The organism is Paractinoplanes tereljensis, assembly GCF_016862435.1.
Taxonomy (GTDB): Bacteria; Actinomycetota; Actinomycetes; order Mycobacteriales; family Micromonosporaceae; genus Actinoplanes; species Actinoplanes tereljensis.
The window spans coordinates 36,489-56,234 of the sequence record NZ_BOMY01000039.1 but is presented as its reverse complement, the minus strand read 5'-3'; the positions used below and the strand labels follow the sequence as shown (position 1 = coordinate 56,234).

Here is a 19,746-nt window from a genome sequence, read left to right as displayed (position 1 = left end):
AGGAGACCGTGTCATGCGGAGAGCCATCGTCGCTGTTCTCGCTGCATTTGCCGGGGTGCTCGTCGCGGCCGGCCCGGCCGTCGCCGCGGTGCAGCCGGCGTCGAACGCGGGTTTTGTCACCCGCTCCGGAAGCACGCTCAAGCTGAACGGCAAACCGTTCCGCTTCGGCGGCACCAACAACTACTACCTGTTCTACAAGAGCCGGGCGATGGTCGACGACGTCTTCGCCGACGCGCGGACGGCCGGCTTCGACGTGATGCGGACCTGGGCGTTCGGCCTGATCGGCAACGCCGACGGCAGCAACTCGGTCGCCCCGGCGCCGGACGGCGTGTACTTCCAGTACTGGGACGGCGCGAAGCCGGCCTTCAACGACGGGCCGAACGGGCTCGAGCGCCTCGACTACGTCATCTACGCGGCCCAACAGGCCGGGCAGCGGCTGGTGCTGCCGCTGACCAACAACTGGTCCGACTTCGGCGGCATCGACCAGTACGTGCGCTGGCGTGGCGCCTCGTACCACGACGACTTCTACACCGACCCGGTGATCAAGGGCTGGTACCAGGACTACCTGAGCCACGTCCTCAACCGGGTCAACACGATCACCGGCGTCAAGTACAAGGACGACCCGACGATCATGACGTGGGAGCTCGGCAACGAGCCGCGCTGCAAAGGCTCCGGCATCTACCCGCAGAGCGACCACTGCACCACGGACACGCTGACCGGCTGGGCCGGCGAGATGACCTCGTACCTCAAGTCGCTCGACCGCAACCACCTGGTGAGCGTCGGCGACGAGGGCTTCTTCTGCGACGGGCCGGACGCGCCCGACTGGATCGACAACTGCGGCGAGGGCGTGGACAGCATCGCGCTGGCCTCGCTGCCGTCCGTCGACGTGATGTCCTACCACCTGTACCCGGACGGCTGGGGCAACCGCACGCCGCAATGGGCCGACGACTACATCACCCGGCACAACACCGCCGCCAAGCAGCTCGGCAAGGCCGTGATGCTCGGCGAGTTCGGCTGGAAGGACAAGGCAACCCGAAACCCGATCTATCAAGAATGGACCAACACCTTTACCCGTACGGGCGGGAATGGTTTCTTGTATTGGATCTTGTCGGGGTCCCAGGACGACGGCACGCTCTACCCGGACTACGACGGGTTCACCGTCTACTGCCCGAGCCCGGTCTGCACCACGATCTCGAACGCCACCACCGAGATCGCGCACGGGCAGCGGTCGCTCCCGCCGGTCGCCGACAACGACACCGCGATCACCGCGGCGAATACCCCGGTGACCCTGCAACCGGCCGCCAACGACATCGCCTACCGCACCAGGATCCGCCCGGCGAGCATCGACCTCGACCCGGCCACCGCGGGACGGCGGACCAGCGTCTCGGTCACCGGCGGCGTCTTCACCGCCGACAGCGCCGGCGCGCTCACCTTCACCCCGCAGACCGGCTTCGCCGGCAAGGCGATCACCTCGTACGTGCTACAGGATCAGGCCGGTCGCTGGTCCAACGTGGCCACCGTGACGGTGACGGTCAAGCCGGACCCGGCCGCGGCGCAGCTGCTCTACTCGTTCGAGGACGGCGTCGAAGGCTGGGCGTCCGCGTCCTGGCAGACGAACGCGGGCACCGTAGAACAGACCACCGAGTTCGCCACCGAGGGCACGCACGGCCTGCGCGTCGCGGCGGCCGACGGCGGCTGGTTCGGCGTCACCTTCGCCGAGCCCGTCGACATGTCGAGCCGGTCGGCGTTGAAGTACGACCTGCGCACCAGCCCGGCCGCGGGCACCAACGCGGCGATCGCGGTGCAGACCGGGTCCGGCTTCGCCTGGTGCCAGTCCGGCTTCACCTGGATCAACCAGGACACCACGACGACGGCGACGATCGACCTGCAGACCCAGATGTCCTGCGACAGCGCCGCACTCAGCGACGTCCGCGTGCTCTGGATCTACCTCAACCCGGGAACGGTGGACCTGGACAACGTCCGCATCGAATAACCCGCGAGAGCGGTCTGGCACCAAACCCGGGTCAGGTTACGGGTTCGCACCCCTCACAGGCTTCGCAAACCTAGCATTTCGTATGTTCAGGTGCGCAACGCGAGGTGGCCGATGACCCCCGATCCTTCGACACCGGGCAGCGCGGGGCGGCTGTTCGTGACGACCGTGGCGGCTGCCGGTCCCGAGGACGGCGACCCGGTGGCGGCGCTGTTCACCACGTCCCTCGGTTTCCGGCGGGGGCCGGACCTGGACCTCGGCCGCGCCGACACGCTGTGTGAGCAGCTGCGCGACCTGGCCGGCGAGTGCGCCGGCGGCGACACCCTGGTCGTAGCGATCACCGCCCGCGGCTCCGTCGTCGAGGACGACCTGGTGCTGCTGCCCGAGCCGCCGGGCGACGCGCCGGGTGTGCGGGTGGGCAAGATCGTGGCATCGCTGCTCGCCGGTGCTGCCCCGATGGGCCGGCTCGCGCTCCTGCTGGACGTGGGCGGTGATCCCGAGGCGGCCGCTTGGGCGGTGCCGGCAACTGCGGCCGACGGCGCCGTGCTGGAGGTGGTCCTCGCCACGACCCCGGCCACCGCCCAGGCACCCTCGCCGTTCGCCGTTCTGTTCGCCCGTGCCGCGATGTTGCCGGCCAGCGGTGGTCCCGCCCAACCGCTGCTGACGCCGGCCGGAATCGTCCGTACGCTGCGAGCCGACCTGTCGAGCGGGAACGCGTCCGAGGCGCTGACCGTCACCCACCACAGCTTCGGGTCAGCCGGGACGGCGGCGGTGACCTTTCCGAACCCCCGGTACACGCCCACTGCCGTCGCCGCGGCGCGGTTCATCGGCCGCCGCGCAGCCCTCGCCGCCGTCACCGGCTGGTTGGCGGGCGGCCGGGACGCCCCGGCCCTGCAGGTGGTCACGGGGGTGGCCGGCTCCGGTAAGTCCGCACTGCTGCGGGCCGCGGCCGGCACCGGCCCCCATCTTTGGCTGGACGCCGAGGGCCGCACCGAGGACGCGGTCGTGGCCCGGATCACCGCTGCGCTGGAGGCGGGCCGGCCACTGACCGTCGTGGTCGACGGCGTGGACGAGGCGGTGGACCCGCCGGAGCTGATCCGTGCCGTGTCGGCCCTGCTCGCGGCCTACGGTGGTGAGCTGCGGGTGCTGCTCGCCGCCCGGAGTGAGTTGCTGCCGTTGTTCGTCGCCGAGGCGCAGATCGTCGACCTGGATGCCGCGGAGTACCTCGACCGCGACGCGGTCCGCGAACTGGCCGGCGAGGAACTGCGGCGGGCGATGCCGGACGGGTCGTTCGCGACGGCGGACGCGGCGGCCCGGGCCGCCGAGGCGATCGCGGCGGCGCCCGGACGGTCGTTCCTCACCGCCCGGATCGTCGCCGCGTCGGTCGCCGCCGGTGCCAGGCTCGCGGCGCTGCCCGATGACCTCAGCGCGGCCGTGAACGCCGACCTGTCCGGCCGGCTGGGGGACGATGCCGCCCGGGCCCGGGCGCTGCTGCTGCCGCTGGCGTACGCCCAGGGAGCCGGCCTGCCGTGGGAGGACACCTGGCCGGCACTGGCCGAGGCGCTGCACCCGGGCGACCGGTACGGGCATGACGACGTGTGCTGGCTCTGCGACAGCGTGCCCGGCTACCTCGTGGAGGACCTGAGCGACGGCCAGTCCGTGTACCGGTTGAGCCACGCCGCCCTGGCCGACTGCCTGCGCGCCGGCCGCGACGAGACGGCCGACCACCGCGCCATCGCCGGTGCGCTGCGCGCCGGGCGGGGACCGAGCTGGGCGGACGCGCAGGCGTACACCCGCACCCATCTGATCACCCACGCCGCCGCCGGACAGGACGTGGACGACCTGTTCACCGATGTCGGCTTCCTCATCGTCGCAGCCCACCCCCAGATGGTGGCCGCGCTGCCGGCGGCCCGCAGCGAGGCCGCCCAGGCGGCGGTCGACGCGTACCGCCGGGCCGAGGAGCAGGCCACGGAGGGTACCCACGCCGCCTACCTGGAGCTGGCCGCCCGGTGCGGTGGGGCGACCGCCCTCGCCGACGCCTTCGCCGAGTTCCCGCGGCCGTGGTCGGCCCGGTGGGCGTCATGGCACGTGGATCTCCCGCACCGCCCGCTGGCCGGGCACACCGGCGCCGTGCTGTGCGCCGCGGTCGGCCAGCGGGCCGGCGCCGACGTGGCCGTCACCGGCTCCGACGACCACACCCTGCGTCTGTGGGACCTGACGAGCAGCGAGCCGATCGCCGAGCCGCTGTGCGGCCACACCGCCGGGGTCACCGCCGTCGCGACCGGCTGGATCGGTGACCGCCCGGTGGCCGTCTCCGGCAGCGACGACCGGACGATCCGAAGGTGGGACCTGGTCACCGGCTCGCCGATCGGCGAGCCCCTGACCGGGCACACCGGTGGCGTCACCGCGCTCGCACTCGGCGCCGTCGGCGGGCGCACCTGGCTGGTCTCGGCCGGACGGGACGGCACCGTGCGGCGGTGGGATCCGGACACCGGCCGCCCCATCAACCCGCCCCTGACCGGGCACACCGGTGCGGTCACCGCGGTGGCGCTGGGCGAGCTCGACGGATCCCCGATCGTGGTCAGCGGCGGGCACGACAGCACCATGCGGGTCTGGGACCTGGCCGACGGCGCCCTGCTGGGCAAGCCGATCAGCGGGCACGACGCGCCCTTGACCGCGGTGGTCCTCGCCGTCCACGACGAGGTGCCGATCGCCGTCACGGCGGATCAGAACGGCATCGTCCGGCGGTGGAACGTCAGCAGCCACAGCCCCATCGGGTCTTCGCTGATCGGTCACACCGAGGCGGTCACCGGCCTCGCCCTGGCCGACCTGGACGGCGCACCGCTCGTCCTGTCGAGCTCCGACGACCGGACCGTACGGGCCTGGGACCTGGTCACCGGCCGCACCGTCGGCGAGCCGCTCGCCGGCCACACGCGCGGGGTCGCCGCCGTCGCCTTCGGACACGTCGACGGCTGGCCGGTCGTGGTGTCCGTCGGCCACGACCACACCGTACGGCTGTGGGATCTGGCTCTGAAATGGCACTCCGGCCGGCCGTTCGCCGGACACAGCGACTCGGTGATGTCGCTGGCCGCGTTGAGCCTCGACGGGACACCGATCGTGGTCTCCGGCAGTGCCGACCACACCCTGCGGGTGTGGGACCTGCTGAGCGGCCATCCGATCGGCCGGCCGATCGCCGGCCACACCGGTGCGGTCTGGTCGATCGCGGCCGGCGACCGCGACGGCCGTCCGGTCGTCGTCTCCGGCGGCGCCGACTTCCGCGTGCGGCTGTGGGATCTCCTCGAACACCGGCGACTCGGCGGGCCGCTGACGGGTCACAGCGCCTGGGTGTGGGCGGTGGCGCTGACCGAGATCGACGGCCGCCCGGTCGCGGTGTCCGGTGGCGACGACCAGACCGTGCGCGTCTGGGACCTGGACGCCTTGGTGGAGCTGCACAACGGCATCGGCCACAGCAGCGGCGTCACCGCACTCGCCGCCGGCCGGCTCGATGATCGGCCGATCGCCGTCTCCGGCGGACGCGACAAACAACTGCGGCTGTGGAATCTGGACAGCGGCCGCCCGGTCGAGCAGACGATGACCGGCCATTCCGGCACCGTCTGGGCGGTGGCGCTCGGTGAGGTGAACGAGCGGCCGGTCGCGATCTCCGGTGGCGCCGACAACACGGTGCGGCTGTGGGACCTGACCACCTGCGAGCAATTCGGCCGGCCGCTGACCGGACACCACGGCACGGTCACCGCCCTGGCCGTGGCCCGGCTCGACGAGCGGGAGGTGCTGGTCTCGGGCAGCGACGACCGGACCGTGCGGGTGTGGGATCTGGCGACCCGCAAGGCGGTCGGCAAACCGCTGACCGGGCACAGCGGCGGTGTCCGGGCGGTGGCCGTGGTGGAGCGCGAAGGCACCCCGGTCGTCGTCTCCGGCGGGCACGACAACACCATCCGGGTCTGGGACCTCGCCACCGGCACGCCTCTGGAATACGCCGAGTTCGAGCACGACGCCGTCGACGCCGTGGCGGTCGGCGACCTGAACGGCGTTGCGGTGGTGGTCGCAGGCGGCGCCGACCACCGCGTACGGATCTGGGATCTGAACACCGGGCAGCCGGTCGGGGTGGCGCTCACCGGTCACACCGCTCCGGTGACGTCGCTCGCCCTGGCCGAGGTCGACCGCCGCAGCGTCGCCGTGTCCACCGGGCCGGACCGGACCGTCCGGGTGTGGGACCTCGCCGCCGGCCGGGCATTCGGAGACCCGCTGACCGGGCACCCCGGCGGGGCGGCGTGCCTGGCTGCCGGCCGCGTCGACCGGGAGCCCGTGCTGGTCACCGGCGGTCACGATCGCACCGTGCGGTTGTGGGATCTGGCGACCGGCCGAGCCCGGGGCGGGCCGCTGACCGGGCACACCGGTGGGATCACCTGCGTCGCGGTCGGGCGAATCGACGAAACGGACATCGTGGTCAGTGGCGGGGCGGACCGTACCGTCCGGCTGTGGAGCCTCGCCACCGGGCACCCGCTGGGCGAGCCGCTGATCGGGCACGCCGCCGCCGTCACCGCCGTCGCGGTGTACCAGGTCGACGAACATCCGGTGGCGGTCACCGCCGACGCCGGCGGCACCGTCCGGGCCTGGAATCTGACGGCGGGTCGGCATCGCCGCTGGTCGCTACGGCGGGAACGCCAGGTGTCGCACCCGGGCGAGGTCCGCGCCGGCGCGGCGGTCAACGGGCTGGCCCACCTCGGCGACGGCCGGTTGGCGCTGGCGGCGGGCCCGGCGCTGCTGCTCGGTGGTGTCGGCGCCGAACCGGAACGGAAGATCGTGCTCGACACGCCGATTCTGGCGGTCGCCGGACGAGGCGGGCACGTCGTGGCGGGTACCGAGCGCGGCGTGATCGCGTTTCAGGTCACGCCGCAGCCGGGCCAACCGTGAACAGGCGTCTGTGTCGGCTGTGTGAACGGGTGGGAACTCTTTCCTCGCAGCTCATCGGGCCTTTTGTGAACAAGATCGGAACCCTTGTTCACTCTCACGTTATGCGGTAGAACTCCGTTCATGGCTCTGCCGAACCAGCTTCTGGGCAACTGCACCGTGGTGGACGCCCGGGTGCTCGACGGCGTGTCACCGCAGAAGGACGCCGGGGTGTGGATCGACGGCGACCGGATCGCCGCGACCGGCCCCTACGCCGAGGTCGCCGCCCGCGCCCGGGCCGCCGGGCCGGTCGTCGAACGCGACCTGAACGGCGCGTACGTGACACCCGGCCTGGTCAACATGCACACCCACTTCTCGCTGTCGCTGCCCGGCAGCGGCGGCGACGGCGTCAAGGACCTCGGTCCGCACGATCTGGCTCTCTACATGGCCGACGGGGCCCGCCGCACGCTCGACTGCGGGGTCACCACGGTCCGCAACGTCGCCGAGAAGGACCACGCCGACTTCGCGCTGCGCCGGGCGATCAGGGCCGGCTGGGTGCCGGGGCCGCGGATGTACACGGCCGGCCGGGCACTGGTCTGCACCGGCGGCCACGGTCACGAGAGCGGCGACACGATGGAGTGCGACGGCCCGGTCGGGTTCCGGCACGGCGTTCGCAGCCAGATCAAGGCCGGCGCCGACCTGATCAAGGTGATGATCTCCGGCGGGATCGCCGGCGAGCACGAGGGCATCGCCACCCCGCAGCTGTTCGCCGACGAGATGGCCGCGGTCATCGAGACCGCGCACGCCTGGGGCCGCAAAGTCACCGCGCACGCCGGCCCGGCCGAGGTGATCGCGGCCGCGGTCGAGCTCGGCCTTGACTGCGTCGAGCACGGCTACCAGCTCACCCCGCAGGTCGCCGCCCGGATGGCCGAGCGCGGCACGGCGCTGGTGCCGACCCTGCTGGTCACCCGCTGCAAGGAGTTCTTCGACGAGCTGGGGGTGCCGGAGTGGATGCAGTGCCGTTCGCTCGGCGCCGGCCCGCGGCACCTGGAGAGCTTCGCGATGGCGGTGGAGGCCGGGGTGGAGATCCTGCTCGGCAGCGACATGCCGCCGTTCTGGTCGTTCGAGGGCACCAACGCCACCGTCCGGGAGCTGGAAAATCTGGCCGAGCAACTCGGCCCGGCGCGGGCGCTGCACGCCGGCACCCGCGGCCCGATCCGGTGGCTGGGGGCCGAGGACGACCTGGGCACCGTCGAGGAGGGCAAGTACGCCGACCTGATCGCGATGGATGACGACCCGCTGGACGACACCTCGGCGTTTCGCGGCGTGCGCTGGGTGATGAAGGGCGGCCGCCTAGTCCGGGATGAGGAGCAGCGATGAGCGACGACGGCGACATGGAGATCTACGACCTGCGGGTCAGCGTCGACCGGATCGAGGGCCGGTCGGTGTGCGGCATGGCGGTCGGCGACCACTTCGACCTGACCGAGAGCGCGCACCTGACGATCCCCGACGGCAAACACTTCTGCGTGTACGCGCTCGCCTCGGTGCTGCCGTTCCTCGCCGCCAAGCAGCGCGAGCTCGCCGCCGGTGACTGGCTCGCCCAGGACTCCCACTTCATCTGCCCGGACCCGGGGGAGCGTCTGGTGATGAAGGTGGAGCGCACCGGCAAGCGGCGGATGAACTCGGCGGACCTCACCTGATGGTGGAGATCGGTCTCGGCCTGCAGAGCGACAAACCGGCCGGCGCGTACGCCCGGCTGGCGCGCTCGGCCGAGGCGGCCGGTTTCGACGTGCTCACCGTGTTCGGCGACCTGATGTACCAGCCGCCGATCTTCCCGCTGCTGGAGATGGCCGGCGCCACCAACCGGGTGCGGCTCGGGCCGGCCTGCCTGAACCCGTACTCGATGGCGCCGTACGAGATCGCCGGGCAGATCGCCGCGCTCGATCTGGCCTCGCACGGCCGGGCCTACCTGGGCCTGGCCCGGGGCACCTGGCTGGACGCGGTCGGCCTGCCGCAGCCACGCCCGCTCACCGCGCTGGCCGAGGCGGCCGAGGTCGTCGGCCGGCTGCTGAGCGGCGACCGCACCGGGTACGCCGGCCGGATGTTCACCCTTCAGGCGGGCGCCGCGCTCCGCTACGACCGGCATCGCCCGCGGGTGCCGCTGCTGCTCGGCGCGTGGGGGCCCCGCGGTGCCGCGCTGGCCGGCCGGATCGCCGACGAGATCAAGGTGGGTGGCAGCGCCAACCCGGACATGGTCGCGGTGATGCGCGAACGGCTCCGGCCGGGTGCCACGGCGGCCGGCCGGGACGTCGCCGAGATCGGCATCGTGCTGGGCGCGGTCACGGTCGTGGACACCGACGGCGAGGCAGCCCGCGCCAGGGCGCGCACCGAGGTAGCCATGTACCTGGCCGTGGTCGCCGACCTCGACCCCACCGTGACCCTGCCGCCGGGCCTGGTCGCCGAGGTGTCCCGGCTGGTCGCCGCCGGCGAGCACGAGGCCGCCGGCCGCCTGATCCCCGGCGACGTGCTCGACCGGTTCGCCTTCTCCGGCACCCCCGGACAGGTCGCGAAGCAGGCTCAGGCATTGATCGACGCCGGGGTGCACCGGGTCGAGTTCGGCACCCCGCACGGCCTCACCGATGAGCGCGGCGTCGACCTGCTCGGCACCGAGGTCCTGCCCCTGCTGTCCCGATAGGATTTCACCCTGGTGAACAGCGCGGGGTCAGAACAGCCGCGGGGTGACCACCGAGACCACGGTGGTCACCGTGCCGGTGTCGTTGTACATCCGGTGCGGCACCGAGGAGCGCAGGTGGACGCTGTCGCCCGGGTGCAGCCGGTGTTCCACGCCGTCGACCTCGTAGAGCAGCTCCCCGGAGATCACGTAGGCGAACTCCTCGCCGGCGTGCCCGTAGGCATTCTCCCGCCGGCCGCCCGGCGCGATGTGCACGATCATCGGCTCCAGCACCAGGCCGGCGCCCCGCTCGGACAGCATCCGGTAGGTCTGCTGGCCGGAAACGTACTGCGTGGCGGCATTTTCGCCGCGGGTGAGCGTGAAATGGCCGGCCATCGGCACGACGACCGGGTCGTTCGCGGCCGGGATGTCGCCGAAGAACTCGGACACCGGGTGCCCCAGCGCGCTCGCTACGCTGCCCAGCGCGGTCAGCCCGATCGACGAGATGCCCCGCTCGACCTGGGACAGGAAGCCGATCGACAGCCCGGAGCGCGCGGCCAGGCTGCGCAGGGTCAGGCCGCGTTGTTTGCGGAACTCACGGATGCGCGGACCGACCTGTGCCGGCGAGGTGTCCCTGACCGGTTCCGTGACGGGCACGCTGACCTCCTGCGTGACGAAATCTTGTTCGATCGTACCTAAATCGGGTTGTCGGGTAAGTGGGCCTGCTGACCGATTTCGGCCTGCCCGTTTACACGAACTAAACAGCGTATGCCTTGCCTAAACGGTGACGCGGGTTGTGTAGTGATCTCCACGTGTCGGGTGGAGGCGAGGTGGTGTGGCAGTGATCGGGGACCGGCTGCGCGACCTGCGGACGAAGAGGGGCCTGTCGCTGCGGAAGCTGGCCGCGGCGGCCGAGGTTTCGCCGGGGCTGCTCAGTCAGATCGAGAACAATGCGACCGACCCGAGCCTGTCGACCATCCGCAAGCTGGCCGCGGTCTTCGACGAGCCGATCTCCAGCCTGTTCGAGGAGCCGGACGCGCCGGCGGTGCACATCAGCCGGCCCGGGGACCGGCCACAGCTGACCGCGTCGGGCGGGCACAACGCCTACGAGCGGCTCACCCCCGGGCGGGGTGACCTGGAGGTGCTGCTGGGCCGGCTCGAGCCGGGTGAGTGCAGCTCGGCGCAGGGCTGGGCGCACGCCTCGACGGAGTGTGCGCTGGTCATCGAGGGTGAGCTGACCGCCGAGGTGGCGGGCGAGCAGTACCGCATCAGCCCCGGCCAGAGCATCACCTTTGACTCGCGGCTGGCCCATCGCTACCTCAACGCCGGCCGGGTGACCGCCCGGTTCGTGGTCGCCGTGACACCCCCGAACCCCTGACAGGAGCCTCCGATGACCGACGACCAGCAGGCGATCTGGGCTGCGATCAATGACCTGTACCAGGGGTTCCTGGCCGGGGACCGGGCCAGGGTGGACGGGCATCTGCGGCCGGACGCCACCGTCTGGGACAGCGAGGAGCCGGCCCTCGCCCACGGCAAGGCCGAACTCGACGCGCTGCGCGCCGCCCGGCCGTCCGGCCCGGATGCCCCGGCCGTCACCGGCATTGAAACGTATCTACCCGTCATCGACGTGTACGGCGACACGGCCGTGCTGCGCCACGTGCTCGTGGTCCGCTTCGACACGCGGGTGCCGGAGGTCGTACGGAACACGTCGGTGTGGCGGAAGTCCGACGGGCGCTGGCGGGCCTCGCACAACCACGAGGACGTCCTGCCCGCGGCGGCCGCGGCCGCCTACCTGCCGAAGCTGGCCGGTGGATCCGATGGATGACCGGTATCTGGACGGCAGCGGCTGGGAGACCGAGGCCGGTTATGCGCGCGCGGCCCGGCTCGGTGGGCGCATCGCGGTCAGCGGCACCACCGCCGACGGCGAGGACACCTACCGGCAGACCGTGAACGCGCTGCGCCGGGCTCTCGACGCGGTGCGGGCGCTGGGCGGCGGCGTCGACACCGTCGTTCGGACCCGCATGTTCCTCACCCCCGCGGCCGACTGGCGGGCGGCGGCCAAAGCCCACGCCGAACTGTTCGGGGCGGTCCGGCCCGCGAACACCACGCTTGTGGTGCACTCGCTGATCGGTGCCGAGTTCCTGGTCGAGGTCGAGTTGGACGCCGAGGTGGCGAAGCCGTGAGCGCCGGCCTGCGATTCAGTATCCGGATCAACAACGACCTGTCCGTCGACCGGCTCGTCGGGCTGGCCCGCATCGCCGATGCCAGCGGCTTCGACCAGGTGTGGGTGTCCAACGACCTGTTCCTGCGCTCGGCGCCGGTGCTGCTCACCGTGCTGGCCGAGCGCACCGAGCGGATCCACATCGGCGCCGGCATCTTCAACCCGTACTCGATTCACCCGGCCGAGCTGGCGATGCTCACCGCGACCCTGCAGGAGGTGTCCGGCGGCCGGTTCCGGCTCGGTCTGGCCGCCGGGGCCGCGGAGTTCCTCAACTGGGCCGGCATTGCCCGGGAGCGGCCTCTGGCCCGGACGGCCGAGGCGGTTCGGGACGTGCGGACGCTGCTGAACGGCGAGCGGCCCGCCGGCTGGGCGCCCGAGGGGCATCTGCGGTTCCCGATGCCCGCGCCGATCTACCTCGGCGCGATGAGCCCGCGGATGCTCGGCCTGGCCGGGGAGATCGCCGATGGAGCACTGCCGCTGCTGTATCCGCCGGAGCACTTCGCCACCGCCCGCGACCAGGTGCAGCAGGGCCTGGACCGGGCCGGGCGCGACGCTGCGGATTTCGATCTACCGGCGTGCTTCTGGGTCTCGGTCGACACCGACGCGGCCGCGGCAAAGCTCGCGCTGGCCGAGAAGATCGCCTACTACGGCGCCGCGTTCGCGCCGTACCTGCTGAGCCGGGTGGGCCTGGAGCCGGCTGATTTCAAGGACATCCGGCCGGACCAGGTGAGCGAGCGGATGCTGGCGCTCGGCATCGCCGGCGGCCCGGAAGAGGTCGTCGAGCGGTGCCGGGGCCTGATCGCCGCGGGCGCCCGGCATCTGTCGTTCGGGCCACCGCTGGGACCCGATCCCGAGGCCGCGGTGGCGCTGCTGGCCGACGAGGTGCTGCCGAAACTTCGAGGAGCGTGAAGATGGATTCGTTACCGCAGTTCGGCGATGACTTCTGGGCCTGGCGCGCCGCCGCGCAGCCCCGCTCCGCCGACGACATCCCGCGCATCGAACGGCCGGCGCAGTGGCAGCCGGACTGGTCACCGGACGCGGTGCAGGCCCGCCGAGAACGTACGAGCGAATTCGAAGCACGGTGGAAAGCGCTCGACGTCAGCGCCGCGCCGATCGAGGACCGGGTCGAGCATCGGCTGCTGCGCAGTGCCTTGGCGCGGGTGCGGTGGGAGCTCGACGTGCTGGCCATGTGGCGCCGGCAGCCGCGGTTCTACGTCGACCAGACCATCGGCGAGGTGTTCGAGCTGCTCACCCCGCCGAAGCCGGACCTCGAGCGGGTCCGGACGGTGCTGCGGACCATTCCGGACACGCTCGGCCATGCCCGCACCAACCTGGCCGGGCACGCCGTGGCCGCGTTCGCCCGGGCGACGATCGAGGAACTCGCCGACATCCGCGGTCAGCTCGACGAAGTGGCCGCCGCTCTCGACCCGTCGTTGACGCCGGAGCTCACCACGGCCGGCGAACAACTGGCCGCATACCGCGACTGGCTGATCGAGCAGGAGCCGGCGATGCGGCCGGTCGAGGCGGTCGGGCGGTCCGCGTTCGAGGCGTTCCTGCGCGATGTGGCGGTGCTGCCCTATTCCGTCGAGGAACTGCTGGCGATCTCGCGGCAGGAGTTCGATCGGGCGGTGGTCCTCGAGGCGGTGGAGCGCAACCGCAACCGAGACGTGCCGATGTCGCCGCTGCCCGCCGACTCGGCCGCGCAAGGGGAGCTGGAGAAAGCCGCCGAGCAGTCGGTGCGCGACTTCTACGAGCGGCACGACCTGCTGAGCCAGCCGGATGATCTGCGGCACTACCGGTGGCTGCCGATGCCGGCATACCTGGCGCCGATCGCGTGGCTCGGGGTGACCGACGACCTCACCGGGCCGAGCCGGCTCGATCAGGACGGGGTCAGCTACCTGCCGGAGCCGTCCGCCGACCTGCCGTACTTCTATGCGGCCCAGGCGCGCGACCCGCGCTGCGGCATCGCCCACGAAGGTGTGCACTACCAGCAGCTCGCCCTGTCCTGGCGCAACCCGCGGCCACTGCGGCGCTGGTACTACGACTCGGTGCCCAACGAGGGCATCGCGTTCTACAACGAGGAACTGATGCTGGCGGCCGGGCTGTTCGACGACGCCCCGCACAGCCGGGAGATCATCTACAACTTCATGCGGTTACGGGCGCTGCGCGTCGAGATCGACGTGCGGCTGGCCATCGGCGAGCTCGACGTGCACGGCGCCGAGGCGTTCCTCATGGAGAAGGTCCCGATGGACAAGGCCACCGCGCGGGAGGAGGCGACGTTCTTCGCCGCCTTCCCCGGCCAGGCCATGACCTATCAGGTCGGCAAGACGCAGATCCTGCGGTTCGTCGCCGACGCGATGCGCCGCGAGGGCATGAACCTGCGAGACGTACACGACTATCTCTGGCGCAACGGCAATGTGCCGATCGCGCTGCTCCGCGCCGAATTCCTGGGTCTGCACGACGACTGGAACGCGGCCGATACGAAAGCCGATCTGGAAAGAGGGAGTACGACGATATGAACCTGACCCGCCGTCGCGCGATACAGCTGGCCCTGACCGCCGGCGCACTGCTGGCCACCGAGGCCGCCTGCGGCAAGACCAACAAGGGCACCGACAGCGGCGGTACGAAGAACACCACCCTGGTCGTGGAGAACTCCTTCGACCTGACCACCGCCGACCCGGGCCGCGTCTACGAGGTCACCGGCGGCATGGTGGCGCACGCGATGTACGAGCCGCTGCTCACCTTCGCGGGCGGCGACGTGAGCAAGCCGGTGCCGTTGCTGGCCAAGTCGTTCGAGGCCTCCGCCGATGGCAAGGTCCTCACGCTCAAGCTGGACGAGACCGCGAAGTTCTCCGACGGCAGCGCGGTCACCGCCGATGACGTCGTGTTCTCGTTCAACCGGGTGAAGAACGTCAAGGGCAACCCGTCGTTCCTGCTCGACGGGGTGACGGTCACCGCACCCGACGCGCAGACGGTGGTGCTCACCTCGGCCAAGGCCAACCCGGCCCTGCCGTACCTGCTGCCGACGCCGGCGCTGGGCATCGTCAACTCCAAGGTCGCCAAGGCGCAGGGCGCCGTCGACGCCGAGGGGGCCGACAAGAGCGACAAGGCCGAGACCTGGTTCAACGCCAACTCCGCCGGCAGCGGCCCGTACACGCTGCAGAGCTTCAGCACCACCACCGAGGTGGTGCTCGTCGCCAACGACAAGTACTGGGGCACCAAGCCGGTCTACACCAAGATCGTGCTGCGTAACGTCACCAACAGCGTGCAGAAGCTCGACGTGGTGAAGGACGCCAGCCAGCTGGCCCTCGACCTGTCGCCGGACCAGGCGAAGGACCTCGGCGCGGCGGTGACCGTCGACCGGGCGTCGACGACCACGACGTTCTTCCTGTTCACCAACATGAACCCGGCGATCAGCCCGGTGACGTCGAACCCGAAGTTCCAGGAGGCGGTCCGCTACGGCCTGGACTACGCCGGCATCATGTCGCTGGCCGGCGAGGGGGCGGTGCAGGCGCCCGGCCTGGTGCCGGACAAGCTGCTCGGCGCCCTCGCGGCCGGCGACAGCCTCAAGCGCGATCTCGACCGGGCCAAGGCCGCCCTGGCCGCTTCCGGCTACAGCGGCCAGGAGATCCCGATGGAGTACCCGAGCGACATCACCAAGAACGGCATCGACTTCGGAGTGCTGGCCCAGAAGGTCCAGGCCGGTCTCACCGAGGTCGGCATCAAGGTGAAGCTGGCGCCCGCGCCGGTGGCGACCGCGCTGCCGAACTACCGCGACGGCAAGGAGAAGCTCGGCCTGTGGCTGTGGGGTGCCGACTACCCGGACCCGAGTGACTACCTGGCGTTCCTGCCCGGCGGGCTGGTCGGGCTGCGGGCCGGTTGGAAGGCCGGGTCGTCGCCGGACCTGACCACGATCGGCGACCAGGCCGCGATCGAGACCGACAGCGGCAAGCGCGCGGCGCTGTACCAGGACCTGCAGCGCAAGCTGAACGAGGTCGGACCGTTCATGCCGCTGTTCCAGTCGGCGCAGATCTCGGTGATGGCCAAGTCCGTCAGCAACTTCGTCTACAACGCGGTGTGGACCGTCGACTTCGGGGCGCTCAAGTGAGGAACATGCGCAAGTGAGGTCGCGTCCTTATCTGCGGTTCGTGCTGGTCCGGCTGGGTGCGCTGGTCCTGCTCGCGGTCGGGATCACCCTGGTGTCGTTCATCCTCACCAACCTGGTCCCGGGTGACCCGGCCGCGGCGAACCTCGGGCAGCGAGCCCTGTCCGACCCGGCGATCGTGGCCGCGTTCCGGCATCAGCACGGCCTGGACCAGCCGCTTCCGGTGCAGTACTGGAAGTACCTGACCGGGCTGGTGCAGGGCGACTTCGGCACCTCGCAGCGCAGCAACCGGCCGGTCGGTGACGAGCTCGCCGAGTACGTTCCGGCGACGCTGGAGCTGGCCAGCACCGCGGTGGTGCTGTCCGTGGTGGTCGGCGTCGGCCTCGGCATGCTGGCCGCGATGCGCCGCAACAGCTGGCTGGACCAGCTGTTGCGGGTGGTCAGCCTGGCCGGGGTGTCGATGCCGACGTTCTGGCTGGCCCTGGCCGCGTTCTTCCTGCTGTTCTACAAGTGGGGCATCCTGCCCGGCGGCGGGCGGCTGGATCCCGGGCTGGATCCGCCGCCGCAGGTGACCGGCCTGTACACGGTGGACGCGCTGCTGGCCGGGCAGTGGGACATCTTCGGCAACGCGGTGTTCCATCTGATCATGCCGGCGCTGGTGCTGGCCGCGTACACGGTGGGACTGCTGACCCGCTTCACCCGGGCGTCGATGCTGGAGGTGCTCGGCAACGACTACATCCGCACCGCGCAGGCCAAGGGCCTGCCCGGCCGCACGATCGTGTTCCGGCACGTGCTGCGGCCGGCGCTGGTGCCGATCCTCACCGTCGCCGGTCTGGCCTTCGGCAGCCTGCTGTCCGGCACCGTGCTGGTGGAGCAGATCTTCTCCTGGAACGGCATCGGCCAGTACGCGTACCAAAGTGCCTTGAATCTTGATCTTCCGGCCATCATGGGGGTGAGCCTGGTGGTTGCGGTGATCTACGTGACCGTCAACTTCGTGGTGGATCTGCTCTACGGCGTCGTCGATCCACGGGTGAGGCTGCAATGAGTACTCAAAATGTCGCCGACGCGTTGTCGCCCGGCCTGAAGCTGCGCAAGAACCGGCGGCGGGTGTGGCGTCCGCTCGGCGTGACCGGGCTGGTCGTACTCGTGATCTGGATCCTGGTCGCGGCGCTGGCGCCCGTGCTGGCCCCGCACGACCCGCTCGGGCAGCAGTTCGACCGGTTCCTGTCGCCCTCGGGCGCACATTGGTTCGGCACCGACGAGCTCGGCCGGGACGTGTTGAGCCGGGTCGTCTACGGGGCCCGGGTGACGATTCCGCTGTCGCTGCTGCTGGTGGTGTGTTCGCTGGTGATCGGTGCGGTCGTCGGCGCGGCGGCCGGCTACTACGGCGGCTGGCTGGAGATGCTCGTCATGCGTACCGCCGATCTGGTCTTCGCGTTCCCGGCCATCATCCTGGCGATGGCGGTCGTCGCGGCGCTGGGCGCCGATCTGACCAATGCGGTGCTGGCGATCGTGGTCGTCTCCTGGCCGTCGTACGCGCGGGTGGCGCGCGGCCTCGTGCTGTCCTCCCGTAACGCCGACTATGTGCTGGCCACCCGGCTGCTGGGCGCGTCCGGCCGGCGCAGCCTGCTGGTCGACGTGACGCCCAACGTGGCCGGGCCGATCTTGGTGCTGGCGACCCTCGACGTCGGCAACGCCGCGCTGCTGCTCTCCGGGCTGTCGTTCCTCGGCCTCGGGGCCCGCCCGCCGGCCGCGGAGTGGGGTGCCATGGTCGCCGCCGGGGCCAGCAATTTCGACAAGTGGTGGCTGGGGCTGTTTCCGGGCCTGGCCATCCTGACTCTCGTACTGGCGGTGAACTTCCTCGGTGACACACTGCGCGACATGCTCGACCCGCGGACGGCCCGGGCGGTGATCCAGTGAGCCTTCTCGACGTGTCCGATCTGCGGGTGCTGCTGCCCACCGCCGATGGCCTGCAACCGGCCGTCGACGGCGTCGGCTTCACCGTCGGCGAAAGAGAGATCGTCGGTGTCGCCGGCGAGAGCGGCAGCGGCAAGACGATCAGCATGCTGGCCCTGCTCGGCCTGACCCCGCCCGGCGCCCGGGTCACCGGCTCGGCCGGCTTCGGCGGGCAGGACCTGCTGGCGTTGAAGGGAAAGGCATTGCGCGACGTGCGCGGCCGGTCGATCGCCGTGGTGTTCCAGGACCCGATGACGTCGCTGCACCCGATGCTCACCATCGGGCGGCAGCTCACCGAACACGTCCGCCACCACCTGGGCCTGTCCAAGCGAGCCGCCCTCGACCGGGCCGCCGAGCTGCTGGACCTGGTCCGGATCCCCGACCCGCGGGGGGCGCTGGGCCGCTACCCGCACCAGTTCTCCGGCGGCATGCGGCAGCGCATCGCCATCGCCATGGCACTGGGCTGCTCGCCCGACCTGCTGATCGCCGACGAGCCGACCACCGCCCTGGACGTCACCGTGCAGGCCGGCATCCTGCGGCTGCTCGACCGGCTGCGCACGGAGAACGGCCTGTCGATCATCCTGATCACCCACGACCTCGGGGTGCTGTCCTCGGTCGCCGACCGGCTGTACGTGTACTACGCCGGGCGGATCGTGGAGACCGGGGCGACGTCGGGCATCATTCAGCAGCCCCGGCACCCGTACACGCAGGGCCTGCTTCGCGCCCTGCCGCGGGCGGAGGACGGGCTGACCCCGATCGGCGGCACACCGCCCTCGCTGGGTGCGGTCCCGGCCGGCTGTGCCTTCCATCCCCGATGCGCTTTCGCGGAAGCCTCGTGCGCCGTCGACCGGCCGGAGCTGGTCGACGGTCTGGCGTGTCCGATCAACCCCCTGGTGCGCTCATGAGTCTGCTCCAAATAGAGGATCTGCAGGTCAGCTATCGGCGGGCGGGTCACCCCGACGTCATGGCCGTGGCCGGCGCCGACCTGTCGGTGGCGCCCGGCGAGATCGTCGGGCTGGTCGGCGAGACCGGCTGCGGCAAGTCGACCCTGGCCCGCGCCTGCCTCGGCCTGCTGCGCCCCAGCGGCGGCACCGTGCACTTCGACGGCGCCCCGGTCACCCCGCTCGGGCGGCGGCCCCGGCCGGCCGCCCAGCGCCGCCTGCAGATGATCTTCCAGGATCCGTTCGCGTCGCTGAACTCCCGCCGCCGGGTCGGCGCCCAGATCGGCGACGCGCTACGGCTCAACCCTTCGCCGACCACGGTCGGCGAGTGGCTCACCCGGGTCGGGCTTCCCGAGTCGGCGGCGGGGCGATACCCGCACGAGTTCTCCGGCGGGCAGCGGCAGCGCATCGCGATCGCCCGGGCCCTGGCGGCGCAGCCGTCACTCATCGTCGCCGACGAGCCGATCGCCGCGCTCGACGCCTCGGCCCAGGCCCAGATCGCCAACCTCCTGGTCGACCTGGCCCGCTCCGAGGGCGTCAGCCTGCTGTTCATCTCCCACGACCTGGCCATCGTCCGGCAGATCGCCGACCGCACCGCCGTCATGTACCTCGGCCGCGTCGTCGAGACCGGCCCCACCGCCGAGCTGTGGGACACGCCCGCGCACCCGTACAGTTCGGCGCTGATCGGTGCGGTGCCGCGCCCCGACGGCCTGCACCGGCTGCCCGACGAGCTGCCCGGCGACGTCCCCGACCCGGCCTCGCCGCCGCCCGGCTGCCGCTTCCACCCGCGCTGCCCGGTCGCCTTCGACCGTTGCGCCACCGAGGATCCACCCGCCATCACCTGGCAGGACCGCACCGTCCGCTGCCTGCTGCACACTGAGGGCGAGCCACTGCACGCGATCAACTGACCTGTCGGCGAACAAGCCACCGATGTCCCGTGCCGGTCATCAAGCG

Annotated in this window: 16 protein-coding genes; 15 read left to right on the top strand and 1 reads right to left on the bottom strand. The window is 71.5% G+C overall.

Features of this window, described 5'->3' with window-relative positions; translation table 11 throughout:
• The first annotated feature begins 13 nt into the window (after window positions 1–13).
• From Ate02nite_RS29840 to Ate02nite_RS29820, 5 genes are all read left to right on the top strand, one after another.
• The gene (locus Ate02nite_RS29840) at window positions 14–1,993 is read left to right on the top strand and encodes a cellulase family glycosylhydrolase (protein WP_203811174.1); all 1,980 of its coding nucleotides are present in this window, start codon (window positions 14–16) and stop codon (window positions 1,991–1,993) included.
• A gap of 111 nt (window positions 1,994–2,104) precedes the next feature.
• Window positions 2,105–6,922 carry a hypothetical protein gene (locus Ate02nite_RS29835; protein WP_203811173.1) on the top strand — a complete coding sequence of 1,606 codons (4,818 nt, stop codon included), beginning with the start codon at window positions 2,105–2,107 and terminating at the stop codon, window positions 6,920–6,922.
• A gap of 120 nt (window positions 6,923–7,042) precedes the next feature.
• Window positions 7,043–8,278, top strand: a complete 1,236-nt coding sequence (locus tag Ate02nite_RS29830) for an amidohydrolase family protein (protein ID WP_203811172.1) — start codon at window positions 7,043–7,045, stop codon at window positions 8,276–8,278.
• A complete protein-coding gene (locus Ate02nite_RS29825) occupies window positions 8,275–8,598 on the top strand; it encodes a TIGR04076 family protein (RefSeq protein WP_203811171.1) in 324 nt (107 codons plus the stop codon). The genes Ate02nite_RS29830 and Ate02nite_RS29825 overlap by 4 nt, the downstream gene beginning before the upstream one ends.
• Window positions 8,598–9,593, top strand: coding sequence for an LLM class flavin-dependent oxidoreductase (locus Ate02nite_RS29820; RefSeq protein ID WP_239147796.1), 996 nt, complete (start codon window positions 8,598–8,600; stop codon window positions 9,591–9,593). The genes Ate02nite_RS29825 and Ate02nite_RS29820 overlap by 1 nt, the downstream gene beginning before the upstream one ends.
• Window positions 9,594–9,620: 27 nt before the next feature.
• Here the strand turns inward: Ate02nite_RS29820 and Ate02nite_RS29815 are convergent, their stop codons facing one another.
• Window positions 9,621–10,226, bottom strand: coding sequence for a helix-turn-helix domain-containing protein (locus tag Ate02nite_RS29815; RefSeq protein WP_239147795.1), 606 nt, complete (start codon window positions 10,224–10,226; stop codon window positions 9,621–9,623).
• A gap of 178 nt (window positions 10,227–10,404) precedes the next feature.
• Between Ate02nite_RS29815 and Ate02nite_RS29810 the strand changes: the two genes are divergently transcribed.
• The 10 genes from Ate02nite_RS29810 to Ate02nite_RS29765 are packed head-to-tail and all read left to right on the top strand — an operon-like array spanning window position 10,405 to window position 19,700.
• Complete coding sequence (locus Ate02nite_RS29810) at window positions 10,405–10,947, top strand: cupin domain-containing protein (protein ID WP_239147794.1); 543 nt, start codon at window positions 10,405–10,407, stop codon at window positions 10,945–10,947.
• 12 nt (window positions 10,948–10,959) lie between these two features.
• On the top strand, window positions 10,960–11,394 hold the full coding sequence (locus Ate02nite_RS29805; RefSeq protein WP_203811170.1) for a YybH family protein: 435 nt from the start codon (window positions 10,960–10,962) through the stop codon (window positions 11,392–11,394).
• Window positions 11,387–11,752, top strand: coding sequence for a Rid family hydrolase (locus Ate02nite_RS29800; RefSeq protein ID WP_203811169.1), 366 nt, complete (start codon window positions 11,387–11,389; stop codon window positions 11,750–11,752). The genes Ate02nite_RS29805 and Ate02nite_RS29800 overlap by 8 nt, the downstream gene beginning before the upstream one ends.
• Window positions 11,749–12,699, top strand: coding sequence for an LLM class flavin-dependent oxidoreductase (locus Ate02nite_RS29795; RefSeq protein ID WP_203811168.1), 951 nt, complete (start codon window positions 11,749–11,751; stop codon window positions 12,697–12,699). The genes Ate02nite_RS29800 and Ate02nite_RS29795 overlap by 4 nt, the downstream gene beginning before the upstream one ends.
• Before the next feature lie 2 nt (window positions 12,700–12,701).
• Window positions 12,702–14,309, top strand: coding sequence for a DUF885 family protein (locus Ate02nite_RS29790; protein ID WP_203811167.1), 1,608 nt, complete (start codon window positions 12,702–12,704; stop codon window positions 14,307–14,309).
• Window positions 14,306–15,898 carry an ABC transporter substrate-binding protein gene (locus Ate02nite_RS29785; RefSeq protein ID WP_203811166.1) on the top strand — a complete coding sequence of 531 codons (1,593 nt, stop codon included), beginning with the start codon at window positions 14,306–14,308 and terminating at the stop codon, window positions 15,896–15,898. The genes Ate02nite_RS29790 and Ate02nite_RS29785 overlap by 4 nt, the downstream gene beginning before the upstream one ends.
• 13 nt (window positions 15,899–15,911) lie before the next feature.
• Complete coding sequence (locus Ate02nite_RS29780) at window positions 15,912–16,940, top strand: ABC transporter permease (protein ID WP_203811165.1); 1,029 nt, start codon at window positions 15,912–15,914, stop codon at window positions 16,938–16,940.
• Window positions 16,937–17,815 (top strand): ABC transporter permease, encoded by an 879-nt coding sequence (locus Ate02nite_RS29775; protein WP_203811164.1) that lies wholly within the window; start codon window positions 16,937–16,939, stop codon window positions 17,813–17,815. Before Ate02nite_RS29780 ends, Ate02nite_RS29775 begins: the two co-directional genes overlap by 4 nt.
• The gene (locus Ate02nite_RS29770; protein WP_239147793.1) at window positions 17,812–18,756 is read left to right on the top strand and encodes an ABC transporter ATP-binding protein; all 945 of its coding nucleotides are present in this window, start codon (window positions 17,812–17,814) and stop codon (window positions 18,754–18,756) included. The genes Ate02nite_RS29775 and Ate02nite_RS29770 overlap by 4 nt, the downstream gene beginning before the upstream one ends.
• Window positions 18,753–19,700, top strand: coding sequence for an oligopeptide/dipeptide ABC transporter ATP-binding protein (locus tag Ate02nite_RS29765; RefSeq protein ID WP_239147792.1), 948 nt, complete (start codon window positions 18,753–18,755; stop codon window positions 19,698–19,700). The genes Ate02nite_RS29770 and Ate02nite_RS29765 overlap by 4 nt, the downstream gene beginning before the upstream one ends.
• Window positions 19,701–19,746: the final 46 nt, after the last annotated feature.

What these genes read in the sequence shown, in the direction of transcription:
- Ate02nite_RS29840 (WP_203811174.1), top strand. Translation starts at nt 14, where the DNA reads ATGCGGAGAGCCATCGTCGCTGTTCTCGCTGCATTTGCCGGGGTGCTC.
- Ate02nite_RS29835 (WP_203811173.1), top strand. Translation starts at nt 2,105, where the DNA reads ATGACCCCCGATCCTTCGACACCGGGCAGCGCGGGGCGGCTGTTCGTG.
- Ate02nite_RS29830 (WP_203811172.1), top strand. Translation starts at nt 7,043, where the DNA reads ATGGCTCTGCCGAACCAGCTTCTGGGCAACTGCACCGTGGTGGACGCC.
- Ate02nite_RS29825 (WP_203811171.1), top strand. Translation starts at nt 8,275, where the DNA reads ATGAGCGACGACGGCGACATGGAGATCTACGACCTGCGGGTCAGCGTC.
- Ate02nite_RS29820 (WP_239147796.1), top strand. Translation starts at nt 8,598, where the DNA reads ATGGTGGAGATCGGTCTCGGCCTGCAGAGCGACAAACCGGCCGGCGCG.
- Ate02nite_RS29805 (WP_203811170.1), top strand. Translation starts at nt 10,960, where the DNA reads ATGACCGACGACCAGCAGGCGATCTGGGCTGCGATCAATGACCTGTAC.
- Ate02nite_RS29800 (WP_203811169.1), top strand. Translation starts at nt 11,387, where the DNA reads ATGGATGACCGGTATCTGGACGGCAGCGGCTGGGAGACCGAGGCCGGT.
- Ate02nite_RS29790 (WP_203811167.1), top strand. Translation starts at nt 12,702, where the DNA reads ATGGATTCGTTACCGCAGTTCGGCGATGACTTCTGGGCCTGGCGCGCC.
- Ate02nite_RS29785 (WP_203811166.1), top strand. Translation starts at nt 14,306, where the DNA reads ATGAACCTGACCCGCCGTCGCGCGATACAGCTGGCCCTGACCGCCGGC.
- Ate02nite_RS29775 (WP_203811164.1), top strand. Translation starts at nt 16,937, where the DNA reads ATGAGTACTCAAAATGTCGCCGACGCGTTGTCGCCCGGCCTGAAGCTG.
- Ate02nite_RS29765 (WP_239147792.1), top strand. Translation starts at nt 18,753, where the DNA reads ATGAGTCTGCTCCAAATAGAGGATCTGCAGGTCAGCTATCGGCGGGCG.